We start from the raw sequence: 14,607 nt of genomic DNA on the forward strand, positions 1-14,607 counted from the left end.
CAAATACCATGAACATCATCGGAAGAACAACCAAAGACGCAGTAGTGAACACCCTGAGCGATGGCCGCAAAGTGGTCCTTTTTTCCGTAGCCGTAAATGACCGCTACCGCCATCGGGTCGGCGATGCAGTAAAGACCTCTACCTATTACGACTGCTCCTATTGGCTCTCGGAAAAACTTGCGGAGCACCTGAAGAAGGGCACCCTGGTGAAGGTTAGTGGCCGGGTATATGTTTCGGCATACACATCGGCCGATGGCAGCCCACGGGCATCGCTCAAATGCACCACCCCGCACCCCAGGGTGCGGGGTATAAACAGCTCTGCCATATGTATTGTCTACCTAGCTACAAGTAACTGCTTGGTATTAACCTTTGAACCATCAACAAAGAGGCTATAGGTATATGTTCCGGCTGCAAGTGCTGCGGTATTTAGTTGTACCTGCCTGCTTCCTTTGCCACTAAGGTTTATCTGCCTGATGGTGCTGCCTTTCATATCAGTTACTATAATGTAGGCTTTTCTACTGCCCTCCGGAAGGCTGTAAGATATGGTTGTTAGGTGACCTGCTGGGTTAGGAGTTGCAGCACCTAATTTTGCTTTACTTTCTTCAATGCCGCTTCCTGCACCAACAGGCAGGCTGTTTATTGCAGCTTCAACCCGCTCCAGCCGCCTCAGGAGTTCCTTATTCTCATCCTGCTGTCTTGCTATTGTCTCTTTCTGGTCCTTTATCTGTGTCTGCTGCTCCTGAACTGCCGCTATAAGGAGCGGAATCAGTTCTGTATAGTTCACGGTTTTAAAGGTGATCTCTTCGGCAGGTTGATCAGTTGTAGATTTATCCCTTTTAGCTTTTGTTGGGTGCGGGGTTCTTGCAGTATTAAAAATTGCAGCTTTCACCAGTGTAGGAAGCGCTTCTTCCACATCCTGCGCTATAAGTCCATACCGCTTTCCTTTAGGTAGGTTCATCAAAGCATAGTTACCGTCTTGCCTATATTCATAGCTTTTTGGCTGTAGCTTACCAATTATGCTTAATGCACCGCTAATCTGGCCGATGCCCTTTTTGAGTTTAGCGTCTGAAGGGCCAAAAGTGCCGCTAACATACACATCACCATCGAAATAGCCTGCAAAGGAGCTGCTGGAACCTGTATATCCGTAAACACCAATACTGTTATCACTATAGCCTTCAACGCCATATCCACCTGCAGTACTTCCTGAAACGCCAGTGAAAAGGCCACCTGCCACTAACCCATAAGTACCACCGGTAGCATATACACCAATCCATCCGCTGTTGCCATGCACCCCATAATACCCCTTGCCATATACACCTGCCAAATCATCCTCTTCGTTTTGGGACAAGCCGTAAACACCATAGCCGGTGCTTTTTGCATAAACACCATTACCGGTATCACTCTGCACTGAAATGGTGCCGTTCGTAACTGTCAACCCTGAAGTGAACATACCTTTTCCAACAACATGTAGCTTTTGTGTAGGCGAGGTTGTGCCGATGCCTATATAGCCATTGCTTTTGATGCGCAGACGTTCCGCACGGGTTGTAGAGCCAATTGGCGTTGTTTCAAACGTCAGGTAAGTCGGCCGCGATGTAGACGACCATGCTTCCCCAGCATAGCCTACCATGCCTGCAGCATTGTAGTTGTACTGTGCTCCGCCACGAGAACCTACCTGAAAGTAGCCCAAACGCTGTCCGGAAGCTGTAGGTAGTGCTTTGACATAGCTTATTTGACCCGAGCCAGAAGTGGGCCCCAGAGCAGATGTATTTACGAAAATGGCTTGATTATTTGAGCCTTCTACATGCAGGCGCTGTTGAGGGGCTGTGGTGCCAATACCTACATTGCCTGAAGCAGGGAAGGTATTTTGCGCAGATAGGGAAAAGCTCATGATAAGAGGAGTCAGAGCAAAGATTAGGTGTTGTTTCATGCTTACAGGTGTTTATGGGTTGAAAAATGGCAACCATAGGGCATGTGAAGACAACGAGCTATGAACGAAGGCCAGTGCGTTGTAAGTCCATCAATGAAGTGTAATCATGGGGAAGGGAGCCTGGGTTCGAATGGTGTTAGGGGAGTGAGCATAAATATACTTCAAGGCGCTGCACATATATGGATAATCCTGGTAATAATTATGGTTTTACCCTCTCATAAAGGTAATCGCGGTGCTGGAGGTGGACTTATAAAGGCAAGTAAGCAAAGAAGGGCAACGAATCATCCCCCTATGCAATGATATATGCTCAATTGGATAGGGCCTGAATTTGCTCCACCCATAGAAAGCTACCACAGCTATTTTAAGGCCTCAAATCCGACCACAATAATCAGATATCAGGAACATCCTTTAAAGGAAATTACGGTCTGTATAGGCCTCTTAGCGCTCTGTACGATATACCTGGTGGTTAGCAAAACAACAATGTATTATAACCACCAATACAAGTTTAAGGGCAATAAAATGTTGTATACGCTACTTCCCATTTGATGCTTCATCTATACTAGCGCTTATCTCAAAAAAGGTTTTGAATAGGTAGAGGCTTTGCGGGATGGATGGGAAAAGTGTGTTATGAAAGGTGGTGTTTTGCTGAGTGATGGTGAATGGGCTGCGGTAAGTGATTTGTTACCCAAACAAAAAAGCGAAAAGATGGCAAAGGCAGACCCCGGCGCAACTCCAGGGAAGTGCTGAACGGCATTATTTAAATTGTATTTTCTGGTGCTCCTTGGCATTTGTTGCACCAAGAGTATTCTCCTGACCTGCCACCGTTACTTCAAGCCTGTATTAAGGCTAGGGTATATTGGAAGATGCTAGCGTGGTTAAGGGCCCTGCAGGAACAGGTAAGCCGCATTATGCAGCTTTTATCCTGCACATTTAGATGGCTTTAACCACTAAAAATCTAAGCCCCTACCCCGTATAACTCCCCCTGTAATCCCGCGATATTTACAGGCAGGTACCCGGGCCGCCATTGTTCTTGTTGAGTGGCAACAATTTCCGCTTCCGGAAGTGCTCTGTTTAGTTCATGCGATACGCTAACCCTCTTTTTCGGATACCCGAATATCCATTTTATGGGTGGAGCGCCCTGGGAGGGGTAACCTCCATCGGGTATAAGCTATTGGTGTACCAAATAGCGTACAAGCTACTACCTCCATATGCCCATCTTAAGACGAATACCCTGAACGGTTGGCCACAAGCGACAACTATTTGGGAGCTTAGGGAGTTTGCCTGTATACAGCGCCTGTTGCACCGTACCCACGTTTGACACCTACAGGCTGGTGAGCCGGTTTTCCTTGCGCAGCTCACGAACAATGCCTTCCTTGATCAGCAGAAAATCGAGGCCAGTTTGCCGGTAATGGGCTTTGAGCAGGGCATAGCCCACCACGTTGGTAATGCCACCGCCACTCAGTTCCATGCGGGAAAGCTCGTCCCAGTCGCCCTCGCTCAAGTTTATGGGGTATCCCGGCAGTTCGGCCAGAAGCTTTTGCCAGATAGCGCGGCGTTCATCGCGGTCGGGCAGGGAAAACTCCACCACCACCTGGAAGCGGCGCAGAAAGGCTGCGTCCACGTTATCACGGAAATTGGTAGAGACGATGATGATGCCCGTGTAGTCTTCCATCCGCTGGAGCAGGTAGGCCACCTCCTGGTTGGCATAGCGGTCGTTGGACGAGTTGACGGCCGTGCGTTTGCCAAAGAGCGCATCACCTTCATCGAAGAAAAGAATCCAGCCCCGGCTTTCAGCCGCGTCAAAAATGCGGGAAAGGTTTTTTTCAGTTTCGCCGATGTATTTCGATACCACTTGTGAGAGATCGATGCGATAGACCCGTTTGTTCAATCGGGAGCCCAAGATGGCCACCGTGCCTGTTTTCCCGGTACCGGGCTTACCAAAAAACATCACCTTGAGCCCCTTGTGGAGCCGGCGGCGAAAGGGCAAGTCGCCGGCCGCCGTTTCGGCAAACCGCTGCCAGTGCAGGATCTCTTCCACCCCTTGCAAGACGGACTCGGAAAGCACCAGGTCGGAAAGCTGGAGAGCCGACTCCATAAAGCTACCTAAGGATAGATGACTCAGCCGCTGCTCGAAAATCAGGGCCTGTAGGCTGTGACGCTTGCGGAAGTAAGGGCTGAATATCAGCCTTCCGGCCAGGAAAGGCTCACCCGCTGGCGCGGGCTCCAAACTCAGCAAGGCATTGGTTTGGGAAAGATAGGCGGGGATGCTTTGCACAAAATCGATGCGCCGGGCCGTGTCGTCGCCGCAACAGGCATAGAGCCAGGTTTCGCCGGTGGGCATCACGCCCCGGTGCTGGGTACCGCGGACGCCGCCCACCAGCGGGAAATCACCTTCTGCACCAAAGCGTTCGCGGATGGCACCGTCCAGCAGGTCGGGACGGAGCACAGGCGCCAGCAACAGTGTCAGGCCGATTGCTTCGTAGTCGTTGGCCTCTTCGTATAAGTCAGGAAAAGCCGCCTGCAGTTCCTGCTGAAAAAGGTTCATAAAACCAGAGTCTGTCATGTTGGTAGTGGTGAGGGTTACGTTCGTTTTCCGACTGCTTTCGCCGCTTGCTTCCCGTTGCTTATTCATTTTTTATTATTGCTCCCGCGGCGGTCCCTTCCTAATTGTTAGCCATAATTTCTTACGCATCCTATCCTATACTCGCTAAGCTCCCATCCATCATCTCTTGCCCTTCCCATATCATTCATTACTCCGCTCTTCCTACTTTTTATCTTCCCTAAAAAAAGTCATCATGCTGAATATGGATTGAGCCGCTCTTCACCAGCCCCTGGGCTTTCCATTTCTGCGGGTTGTTGATGTCTTGCGGCTTGGCGGCCGAGGTGCCAGAAAAAGCTAGCTGCTGGAGGCCGTACGACACGCTTACCGGCAGCTTGGCGCCGGCCGGCAGCTTGCGCTGGAGGAGCGACTTGCCGCTGTATTGCTTGTCGTTCGGTGCGCCGTAGTGCATCGTCACTTCCAGCTTGGTGATCTCGTTGGCATGGACCAGGCTTTTGGCTTCCTTTTCAAAATCGCGGAGCATCTGCCCGTTGGCCCGCTTGGGGATGGGGGCCAGGTTTTTGGTGCCCACGCCGGTGCCAAACAGCTCGTGGTTGATGAGGTGCCCGCGGACGAGGTTGTGGTTGTCCTTTTTGGTGAGCACCGTATCGATCACGGCCTGCGAGAGCGGCGAATTGGCGCCGGCCGGCTGGCTGCCCGCTTCGTCGGAGTCGAGCGAAAGCAGGCTGGCGTTGGCATTGATGCCATCAGCCACCCCCTCGAGGTAGGCGATCCTTGTTTTGGGGATGATCTTTTGCTTGCCCGAAAGCGGAAGGGTGCGCAGGATCTCGGCGATGGCCTGGAGGTGGGCCCGCAACTGTTCGCCTTCCGCGGGGGAAAACCCTTTGTCGCGCCCCACGTACCCGCCGCCGCTTTGCCGCACGGTTTCGCCAATGAGATCCACAATCTTTCGGTGGAGGGCAAAGGCCTTGCTCACCGATGCATTGTGCGTCTTGCGTTCGTCGGCATTGGGCAGAGCCCCGATTTCCTTTTTCACTTCCAGCAGGTAGTTGCCTAAGGTTTTACTCACGCTCTCGCGGTAGAGCTCCGTGCCCTTGAAACGGAGGGTGTGGGTTTCGCCGCCCGCATCGGTATAGCGGTTGAACAGGCTGCCCAAAAAGCCCTTGATCTTATTAAGGGTTTCGGTGGCCTTGGCCTTGACCTGGCTTGCTTTGTCCTGCGCCCATTTTTTGCCGCCCTGGATCTTTTCGTCCACCTTGTCGAGGAATTTGAAGATGCCCAGTTTCGTCATCACGGCCTTGAGCTTTTCCATCATTTTGGCAAGGGCCTTGTTCACCGGGTCCTTGATCTTTTTCTGGATGATCTCGTTCAGCTTCTTGCCCACCTTGCCCAGTCCCAGGATAGCAGCTAAAAAGGTGATGGCCATACCCAGGAACTTTGCCAGCACGTTCTCCACCATGCCCGAGACCTTGCCCACGTTGCCGGCCAGGATCTCGCCAAATGTGTCGATGATGCCGGTGATGATGCTGACGATCTGCCGAGCCTTGGCAAAGAGGGTCCGTAAAAAATCAATCAGGGATTTGACGGCCGAAATAAAGCCTGCGCCGGGGATCAACATCGACACCACTTTCACCACGGCCACTTCCACGATGGTGACCACGATAAAGGACCTGGCTTCTTCCATCAGCTTTTCCTTCATGTCGCTGAACTGCTCCTTGATAAATTCCCAGAGGCCCGCCAGCCCGTCCTTTTTCAGGATGGTAAAAACCTGCAGGATCTTGTCGCCGGCTTTTATCCCGAGGTCCGCGCCCTTCTCGAGCATGTCCACGTACTTGGCACCAATCACCTTGCGGGCGATCTCTTTCAGGTTCTGGATGGAGAGGCCCAGCACCTGGAGGATGAGGCTGAGGATGCCGCGGAAGTCGAACTTCTCCGGCAACTGGATGCCCGCTTCGCCCATCTCCCCGGTTACCCATTCAAGGGCGCCCTGCAGGAGGTGTTTGCCGATGTTTTTGACAAAATTGTTGAAGCCTTCTGTGGCGCCTTTGACCAGGTTGTTGAAAAATTTTAGCGGGGCCCTGATGATGCGCTTGCCGTAGTCGGCGGCCCGCTCAAGGGCTTTTTTGAGGTCGGCAAGTAGGGCCAGGATCTCCTTAATTGCATCAATGATGGCATCGAGGGCTTTCTCCAGCCAGCTTTTACGGGCGTCGAGGATTTTTTTGAACTGGTCTTCCAGCGACAGTACGCCATCTGCGTATTTTTTGGCCAGGCTGTTGGTGAGGGCTTCCTGTTTCTGGTTGACTGATGCTTCCAGCGTACCAAACTTTTCAAGAATGGCCGTGGCGCTCTGCACGCCGATATCCGCCAGGGCGGGATCAAGGCCTTCCACAAAGACCAGCACGGCTTTTTTGGCCGCCTGGATCTCCTCGACAATACTGTTGAGCGTAGTGGCAATTTTGTCCGTGAGGGGGTCGAGGGCATCGGAGAGCTCTTTTTGGTAGCGCTCCGATTCCTGGTTGAAGATGCGGGCCACCCGCTGGTTATAGTCATCGCGGTCGAGCTTTTTCGCCGCCCACTCCCATGTAAACTCGTCGTCCATGGCCTTGTTCACATTGTCCTTGAAGTGATCGTTGGCGGTGGTGATGAGGGTGTCAAACTCCTGGTTGACGGTGGTTTCAAGGGCCGCCAGCTTTTCGGTGACTGATTTTTCTGCATCGCCGTAGATCTTTTCAATCTTGTCCGACACTTCCTTGCGCTTGGCTTCGTCGGCGCCCTTGGTGGCGTCCTTGGCGGTGGCAATGGCGCCAAACTCACCCTGGCGCACCGCGTGGATGCCCCCCACACCGGTCTGGATGGTGGCGTAGGCGGTCTTTTTGTCCTTGTCGAGCTGCTTTCCCTCCACGGTGCGGTAGTCCTCTTTCAGGCGGGCGGCTTCGGCCTGGCTGCCCCGCTTTTCTTCCACCGAGGCCACAAAATGATCTTCATTCGAATCGGCCAGTTGTGCTTCATCCACTTCGGCCTCGGCCATTTTCTGGTCGATCTTATCCGAGTCAGCCTGCAGGGTCAGCCGCTCTTCGGCCAGGGGTTTGGCCACGGCCTTGTCGGTGCCGGGGATTTTTGGGGCTGTGCCCGGGTCTTCCGGCACCGGGGCGGTGCTTTCGCGTGTTTCCACGCCGGCTTCGTTCGGTGGCTCGCTGTGGGTGGCTTCCACCGCCCCCACCGATTCGGTCTTTTTGGCCTGAATATCTTCCGTGTTCTTTTTTTTAAGGTCGGCGACCTCCCTTTCCGCTACTTTGGGAATGTCGCCGGTGCTGGCGGCGTCCTTCTTTTTCTCGTCGATCAGCTTTTTAACTTCCTTCAGGATGGCGGCCTTAAGTTCGGCGCCTTTGAAGGTTTTAGGGGGCGGCAGGGCGCCCAGCTTTTGCACCTTCATGGCCTTGGCTTTGCCCAGGCGTTCGTTGGGGGGCGAAAGGGCGCTGCCCTGCGCTTCGGCGGCTTTTTGCCCCGCCGGGGCGTGGGCTTTTTGCGCTGTTGCGTTGTGGGCCAGCGTCTGGTGCAGGGCGCCAAAGGCCGGATCTTTGGCCAGGATGGCCTTCGGGTCCACTTTTGCTTCTTCGGCGTGCGGCGCTTCCTCCTTTTTTACTTGGCCGGCGGGGAGGGCCAGGTTGCCCACGGGCGAAAGGCTGGTATCGTAGGCCTGGGTGCCGGTGGGTGGTGGGGCCAGGGTCGGTGCCGCCGCTGTGGTGGTGGCGGGTTCACCCAGGCTGCCGCGCAGGCGCTCGTCCACCTGGTAGGTCTTTTCATCCTCCAGGGTCACGCCCTTGAAGAAGGGGTTGACATAAAAATCCCAGTACGAATAGGGATCGGTCTTTTCCTGGATCTGTCCGCCCTGGTGGTTGCTGCCGGCGGTGTTGCCGTTGATGGTGACCACCTTCAGGCGCGCAAGGTCCTTCGTGTCGGTAATCTCCGCAGGCTCGGTGCGTACAACCATGGCAAAATGGTTATAACCGTTTTTGATAACGATATCTCCCGCGCGGGGCAGGTAGTCGCCTTTTTTGTAGGCGTCGGCGGGAGTGATGTTGGACTTGCCCAGTTCCCAACGCGGCGGGTGGATACCGGCCTTGTGCAGAGCCCAGAACACAAAAATCCCGCACCAGCTGGGCAGGAGGTCCACGTTGTTTTCGGTCACCACTTCGTGCTTGCCATTGATGAGCCGCACCTTTTGGGCCTTGCCCTTTTTGACGTATTTCACCACGTCTTCGAGCAGCTTGCCAGGCTGGTAGCCGGCCCCGGAGGGAACAAGATACTCGGCGCCGAGCGCCGTACGGAAGTACGCCACCAGGAAGGACCAGCCCACACGGGTTTTGTCGTCGTTCAGCACCCCCGAGTTCACCTTTCCCTTTTCGCCGAGGGCGATGCGCACGGCGCGTTGGAGGGCGGCTTTTTGCGGGGCTGTTTGTTCAGGCGGAGCCGAGAGGGGCTTCAGCTGGACTTCTACCACGCCAGGGCTGGCCCCCTGCTGCACGGTATGAAACAGCTCATGAGCCAGGAGACGGAGGCCCTCAGCAGTACCTGGACGAAAGACGTTCTGATTGAAAAAGATATGGTTGCCGGTGGTAAAGGCGGCCGCGTTCAGGGCCTTGCTAAAGGCGGTGCTTTCCGCATCAGCATGGAGGCGCACTTCGGAGAAATCGTGGCCCACGGCCTCTTCCAGCACATCCAACAATGGAGTTGGCAGCGGGGTACCGGCGGGTGCTTCCCCCGTGGCGGGTGGCCCGGCGGCTTTAGGGGCCTGCGGGGGCGCCCATCGCTGGAACACGGCCTGTACGCCCGGGTGGGCGGCAATAGCCTCGGCAAAAGCATCGGCTTTGCCTTCTTCGCGGTTCACGGGCCGTACGCCTCCCTTGGCCAGGGGGCGGATAAAGGGCTCGCCCTTTTCCTTTTGCACAAAGGACTTTTTCTTTCCGGCGGTCGTGGGTATGGCAACGGCAGTCTTCATCGGCGTCAATACCATTCGGTGATGAGGGTAGCCTGCATCCAGGGAAGCCGGAAGTGCCGGAAACCCCAGGGCAGGCTGTTGAGTAAAATATCCACGCCCGATTCTTCTACCTGCAGGGTATAGGTTTCGGTACATACCGCCAGTTGACCCCTTCGTTGCAAAAACGCTTCGCGCAGGCCCTGTACAGAGGTTTGTTTGAGTGCCACCCAGTGTTCGATCACCGATTGCAAAAGGGCCTCCCCCTCCATTTGGATGTTTTCGGGCAACGACACTTCGGCCAGCACAAAGTCACCGGGCTGTACGCCGCACAGCAGCTTGGGCAGCAGCAGGGCTTCTTCCCCTTCTTCCGCGGTGCCCGCCGTCAGGTAATGCAGGGCCCGCACCGCCGTTGCCTGCATGGCGGCATCTGCAAAACGCTTGTCTTCCACCAGGCCGCAGTGCTCCAGGTAGTGGGCTAAAAACGGCAGCAATAACACCAGGCCGGCGTGGGCGCAGGCCAGGGTGTGGCGGGGCAGCTCCCCGCCTTCCAACGGCAGGTGCGGCGGAGCCGGTTGCTGCGTATGGCCTGCCTCCAGGGGCTCCGGCAGCCGGTTGGCCCCGCCAGGCAGGAAGGCCACCAGGGAAGCCAGGTGTTGTAGATCGCCGAGGCGGGTGGCGGCGGCCTCGCACCAGGCCAGCGCCTTTGCCGGCGCTGTTTGCACGGCCTGCCGGAGCGCCCCGTACAGCGCCGGGGCAGTGGTGAGGGGAAGGCCGAGCCAGCGGTGGAGCCACCACTCCGCCAGCGGCCGATTTGCCTGGAGGATGAGGCGCTGGAGAAAGGCCACCGACAGCGGTGGATGGGGCACCTGCCAGTCGGCAGCTGTAAAAATTTCTTTGTACCGAAGGAGGTAGGCTTCCAGTTCGCGGGTCGATTTTATAAAAGCCGATGTTTGGAAACAGCCATAAGCCAGGTAAAAGAGCCATTGCGACAACAAGCCTTGCTGGCTGTTGCGGGAGGTCCGTTGTGGCTGTACAGCTGCGGCCAGCTTCTCGCGCCATTCGGCTTCGGTAAGCTCCCAGGGCAAGCCTGCAAGGTTCAGCTCGATCCGCTCGATCAGGATCACTTCATCAGTGCCTGTGAGGCTGTCGAGGTGGTGGCTGAGCAGGGGCACCAGGGTATGCTGCACCCAGTGCTTGCCCTCGGTTTGCCGCTGCACCGCCTCGGTGTAGGTAGCGGCGGGCAGCCGTAATCGGATGGTATGTACCGCGTGGCTCGCCACTATCGGAAAATGAGTTTGATGGCGTCAACTTCACTATCGCCCAGCATAAAGGCAAAATACAGTTCGCCGTCAATGCCGGTAGCCCGCAACATCAGCGAAAGCTCGCTACGGAAGGCCATCAGGCCGCGGGCCTGGATGGCCGTGATAGCACGGGTAAAGGAAAAGAAGGAATTGGGTGTGATCCGGTCGGCTTCCTTGAACAATGTGGCATCCATCAGCACGATGGCGGCCCTGGCATTCTGAAAGTTGGGGATATCAACGCTGCCGCCGTTGCGGAACTGCCCGCCGAGCTGCAGCTGGCCATCAGTGGTGATCTCGGCTTCGCCGATGTTGGTATCGGGGTTCATGTTGATCACCGTGCCGTTGAGCGTAACGGACTTTAGCTTTTCCATGCGTTGGTTGGCGGGATAAAATATGCCCACCAGGGTGCGCAGCTTACGGGTGACCTCCAGCGGGGTGGGGTCCACAAACAAACTGTTGGCCTGTCCGGCTACCACGGTTTCGGTGGTTTGGCGTTCGCCATACGAAATCTTGACGGTGGCCTGCTGGCCGAGGTTGAGCCGTTCCTTGGTAACAAACGTACCCTGTGCCAGCCCCGCTTTGTCGAGGTTCATCGCCGGGTCGGTCACCTGGATGTCGCGGAGCAGGGTGGGTACATAGGCCTGGGTTTTGCCCACCAACTGGATCTGCACGACGCTGCGTTCCACCACGTCTACTTTTTGTTCGTTGTCCCCGTCGGCCAGCACCACGTCAAATTCCTGCTCCGCAAAAGCCTCGTCCTGCACCTTTAGCTTGTATACCGTTTTCGGCACGTCGGTCAGGGCCAGCACGCCGGCCTTCGCCACCAGGGCCTTGTTGTCGGAGGTGGTCACCAGCTTGATATCGCCGGTCACCGGCTTGCCGGTTTGGTTAAAGAACTTCAGGGTGGTAGTGGTCTTTTTCGCCGGTAGCGGCCGGAGTTGCACGTCAAAGGTCACCGGCTTGTTGGTGACAGCCACATCCTGCTCAAAGGCTTCGTAGCCTTCCACGCGGCACACCAGTTTTACCGTGGTGTTTTCGCCCACCAGCGCATTGTAAAAGCCCTGCTTATCGGTGAGCACGGTAGCGCCGCCCACCAGCAGGCTTGTTTCTACCGGCTTGCCGGTTACATCCCGTACGGTTCCGCTGAGGGTGAGGGTTTTGTTTTCCACCAGCGTGTACTGAATGGGCCGCAGGTGCGAGGAAAGCAGGTAAGGCAGGTAGAAGTCGGCGGCCACCAGGTTGGCGGCATCGTACACCATGATGTAGGTACCGCCACGCGGCACCCCGCAGCCATGCGAAAGGCCCGGGTGGAGCCTGACAAAACGCTCCAGCAGGTTTTCCACGCCCAGCCCCCCATTGCGTTTTTTGTTCTCAGCATCCAGCTGAATGATCTTCACCCAGTCGTCGTCGAAGCGGATGCGGTCGGCGGCGGCCATCATCTCGGTCTTGCCTACTTCCAGCAGGTATTCGTCTTCCTTAACCGGATCGGTGGTGACCTTTTTCAGGTAATCGGCCAGCGCTGCAGCGGTGCGGAGCAGCTCGTCGTCGAGGTTGGCCCTGTACTTTTCCACGTCCAGTTCCAAAAAGTTTTCGGCCAGGTATTCATCCTGCAGTTTGAGGGAAGCGTAGAGCTGGAGCACCAGCAGGAACAGCGGGGGCTGGCCTTCACGGCCCTTGAGGCCCTTGGCTACCAGCAGCAGGTGGGTATAAAAGCTGGCATCGGTGGTGTTCTTGAACTTGTCGCTGTTGCGGATACCGGTGACCAGGTTGCCCAGGGTATTGAAAAAGAAAACGGTAAAGTCAAACAGAAAAAGGGGCTGGATAAACTGGAAGGCCTGGGCCGTTGTTTTTTGCCCGGTGATGTTGATGCTTTCCATCTTTGCCATGGAGGCCGAAGCCGTTTTCTGGCTAACCATGGCCATTTCCAGTTCCTGGTATTTGGCCTCGGTGGTCACCGCTGCCGCCTTTACATTATTGGTAATGTTGCTGGCCATGATAGCCGTGGGCAGGGCCAGGTCGAGCTTGGCCACCAGGCCCAGATTAAGTCCTTTGATAAAGGTAAAGTACGATTCTTCCAGCGCCCGGGTGAGCAGCGTCTGGATCTGGTTATACTTCTCGCTTTTGATCTGCAGGGCCGCCAGGTAAGCTACGTTCAGGCCCACCTGCTTGAGCGCTTCGGCCCGCACCACCTGGTACATGCTTTCGATGTCTTCGTTGATGGAGAAGTTGAACGAATGGCTGAAGGGGGCTTTTTCGTTGAGCCGGAGCATCAGCACTTCAAAAGGCAACCCGTGTATTTTGCGCAACTGGAACACGCCATTCAGCGCGGTGAGCGCCGCCTGGCCATACACGCCCTCAATGCGGAAAAAGGAATGGTCGCCCTGGAAGGCGGAGGGCAGGCTGGCATACGGTGTTTGCGCGGAAGCCACGCTGCCTTCGGCGGTGGTGCTGTAGGAGGTGACGTATTTACCGAGGCCCGGGTGCAACGACCAGGACCGCCAATGTTTTGCTGCCGAAGCCTTCAGGTAATAAGGGATCGCCTGTTGTGAAAGTGGTCCGTAGAGGCTCCCGCCAGGGGTAATGCGCAGGTCTTTGCTGAGGGTGAGCACAGCGTTTTCAAAGGCCGTTCCCAGCGCCTGGAGGCGGTTGAAAAAGACGGTCAGTTGCCTGCTGAGCTCTGCCTGTTCGGCCCCGGGCAGCCTGGCCTGGAACCCATGGCGGTACACGGAGTAGGCCACCGGCACCGGCTCGTCGAAGTCGGGGTTGTCGGTATCCACAAGGCCTAGCAACACGTGGTTGGGAAAGCCGGCCTCACCGGTGAAACACCGGGCCCGGAGCCCTTGTGCCGTGGCCTGCAGTTCAGTGTAAGCCCGGGTAAAACACCAGAGGTAATCGTACACCACTTCGTAGAGGGCCACCCCGGTGGCCTTGCCCTCGGCCACACCGGTCGCTTTAACCGCTTCCACCAGCGGGGTTACCACGGCTACCTCGGCTGCGCTTCCGCCGCAGTAGGCCCGCAGGTTGCGCAGGGCTGCTTCAAGGGCGGCCTTGTTGGCAAGGAGCACAGTCAGAAAATCCTGGATACAGCGGGTATAGGCCGCAATCAGCAGCTTTTCGTCGAAGGTGGCATTGGCGGCATTGTTGGAAAAAACGGGTTTCAGGATGGTGACGTTGGGCAGGTGCAGCCAGGGAAAGGCCAGTTGGCTCAGGGCGGTTTCGGTGGGAATGGCCAGGCCAAATTCCTTCCCCAACAGCCGGAGGGCATCGTCCTTGCTCACCAGCAGCACCTTGGGACTAAAAACGTATTTTTTGCCGCGCTCCTGGCAGTTATCGCCTTCGCAGTCCTTCAATTCTTTCTGGATGATCTCGGCAAACAGCAGGGCTACTTTTCCCTTGGCCGTGGCGCCATCGAGCGCCGGGGCTTCGTTGGCCGTATCTTCAAACAGTTCCAGCACCTCACCGGTGAAACCGGGAAAATAAAGGGAGGCGCCCGCTACCGATTTGGTATAGTTCTCGTCAACGGCACTTAAATCCGAGAGGTAGTGAAAGGCCAGTTTTTCGGCTGCCTTCTGGCTGTACTTTTTGGCTTTCGTAAAGGTGGTATAGGCAGCGCCTTCCTTTGCCACCGTGAGCAGGTGGCCGGCACTGGTGAGGGCCACGCCATTGCTTACCTGAATGCTGTTACCGGACAACCGCACGGCAAGGCCGCCCACCACGCCGGCACCCACCAGCATCCGCCGCGAGAGGCGGTTCTGCTGATCGAGGTAGGAGGACAGCCAGTTCAGCTCGTCGCTGGTGAGCACCTGCCGCGATTCAAATTCAGGAAGTATGTTCATCATAA

Annotated in this window: 6 protein-coding genes; 1 reads left to right on the forward strand and 5 read right to left on the reverse strand. The window is 56.1% G+C overall.

Annotated features, from left to right (window positions below; genetic code table 11):
• Nucleotides 1–8 precede the first annotated feature (8 nt).
• On the forward strand, nt 9–395 hold the full coding sequence (locus BUE76_RS21855; RefSeq protein ID WP_073041965.1) for a single-stranded DNA-binding protein: 387 nt from the start codon (nt 9–11) through the stop codon (nt 393–395).
• On the opposite strand, the gene BUE76_RS21860 is transcribed toward BUE76_RS21855, so the two are convergent.
• From BUE76_RS21860 to BUE76_RS21895, 5 genes are all read right to left on the reverse strand, one after another.
• Nucleotides 335–1,927, reverse strand: coding sequence for a tail fiber domain-containing protein (locus tag BUE76_RS21860; RefSeq protein ID WP_083596447.1), 1,593 nt, complete (start codon nt 1,925–1,927; stop codon nt 335–337). The two genes, BUE76_RS21855 and BUE76_RS21860, sit on opposite strands and share 61 nt — an antisense overlap.
• Before the next feature lie 1,321 nt (nt 1,928–3,248).
• Nucleotides 3,249–4,559: an ATP-binding protein gene (locus BUE76_RS21880; RefSeq protein ID WP_073041955.1), complete on the reverse strand. Its 1,311-nt coding sequence runs from the start codon at nt 4,557–4,559 to the stop codon at nt 3,249–3,251.
• 148 nt (nt 4,560–4,707) lie between these two features.
• Complete coding sequence (locus BUE76_RS21885) at nt 4,708–9,486, reverse strand: eCIS core domain-containing protein (protein WP_073041953.1); 4,779 nt, start codon at nt 9,484–9,486, stop codon at nt 4,708–4,710.
• Between the two features lie 5 nt (nt 9,487–9,491).
• The gene (locus BUE76_RS24855; protein WP_073041951.1) at nt 9,492–10,745 is read right to left on the reverse strand and encodes a contractile injection system tape measure protein; all 1,254 of its coding nucleotides are present in this window, start codon (nt 10,743–10,745) and stop codon (nt 9,492–9,494) included.
• On the reverse strand, nt 10,745–14,605 hold the full coding sequence (locus tag BUE76_RS21895) for a carboxypeptidase-like regulatory domain-containing protein (RefSeq protein ID WP_073041949.1): 3,861 nt from the start codon (nt 14,603–14,605) through the stop codon (nt 10,745–10,747). The genes BUE76_RS24855 and BUE76_RS21895 overlap by 1 nt, the downstream gene beginning before the upstream one ends.
• Nucleotides 14,606–14,607: the final 2 nt, after the last annotated feature.

This window comes from Cnuella takakiae, from assembly GCF_001953305.1.
GTDB lineage: Bacteria > Bacteroidota > Bacteroidia > Chitinophagales > Chitinophagaceae > Flavisolibacter > Flavisolibacter takakiae.

Coding starts and splice junctions, on each gene's coding strand:
- BUE76_RS21855 (WP_073041965.1), top strand. CDS start 9: ATGAACATCATCGGAAGAACAACCAAAGACGCAGTAGTGAACACCCTG.
- BUE76_RS21860 (WP_083596447.1), bottom strand. CDS start 1,927: ATGAAACAACACCTAATCTTTGCTCTGACTCCTCTTATCATGAGCTTT.
- BUE76_RS21880 (WP_073041955.1), bottom strand. CDS start 4,559: ATGAATAAGCAACGGGAAGCAAGCGGCGAAAGCAGTCGGAAAACGAAC.
- BUE76_RS21885 (WP_073041953.1), bottom strand. CDS start 9,486: ATGAAGACTGCCGTTGCCATACCCACGACCGCCGGAAAGAAAAAGTCC.
- BUE76_RS21895 (WP_073041949.1), bottom strand. CDS start 14,605: ATGATGAACATACTTCCTGAATTTGAATCGCGGCAGGTGCTCACCAGC.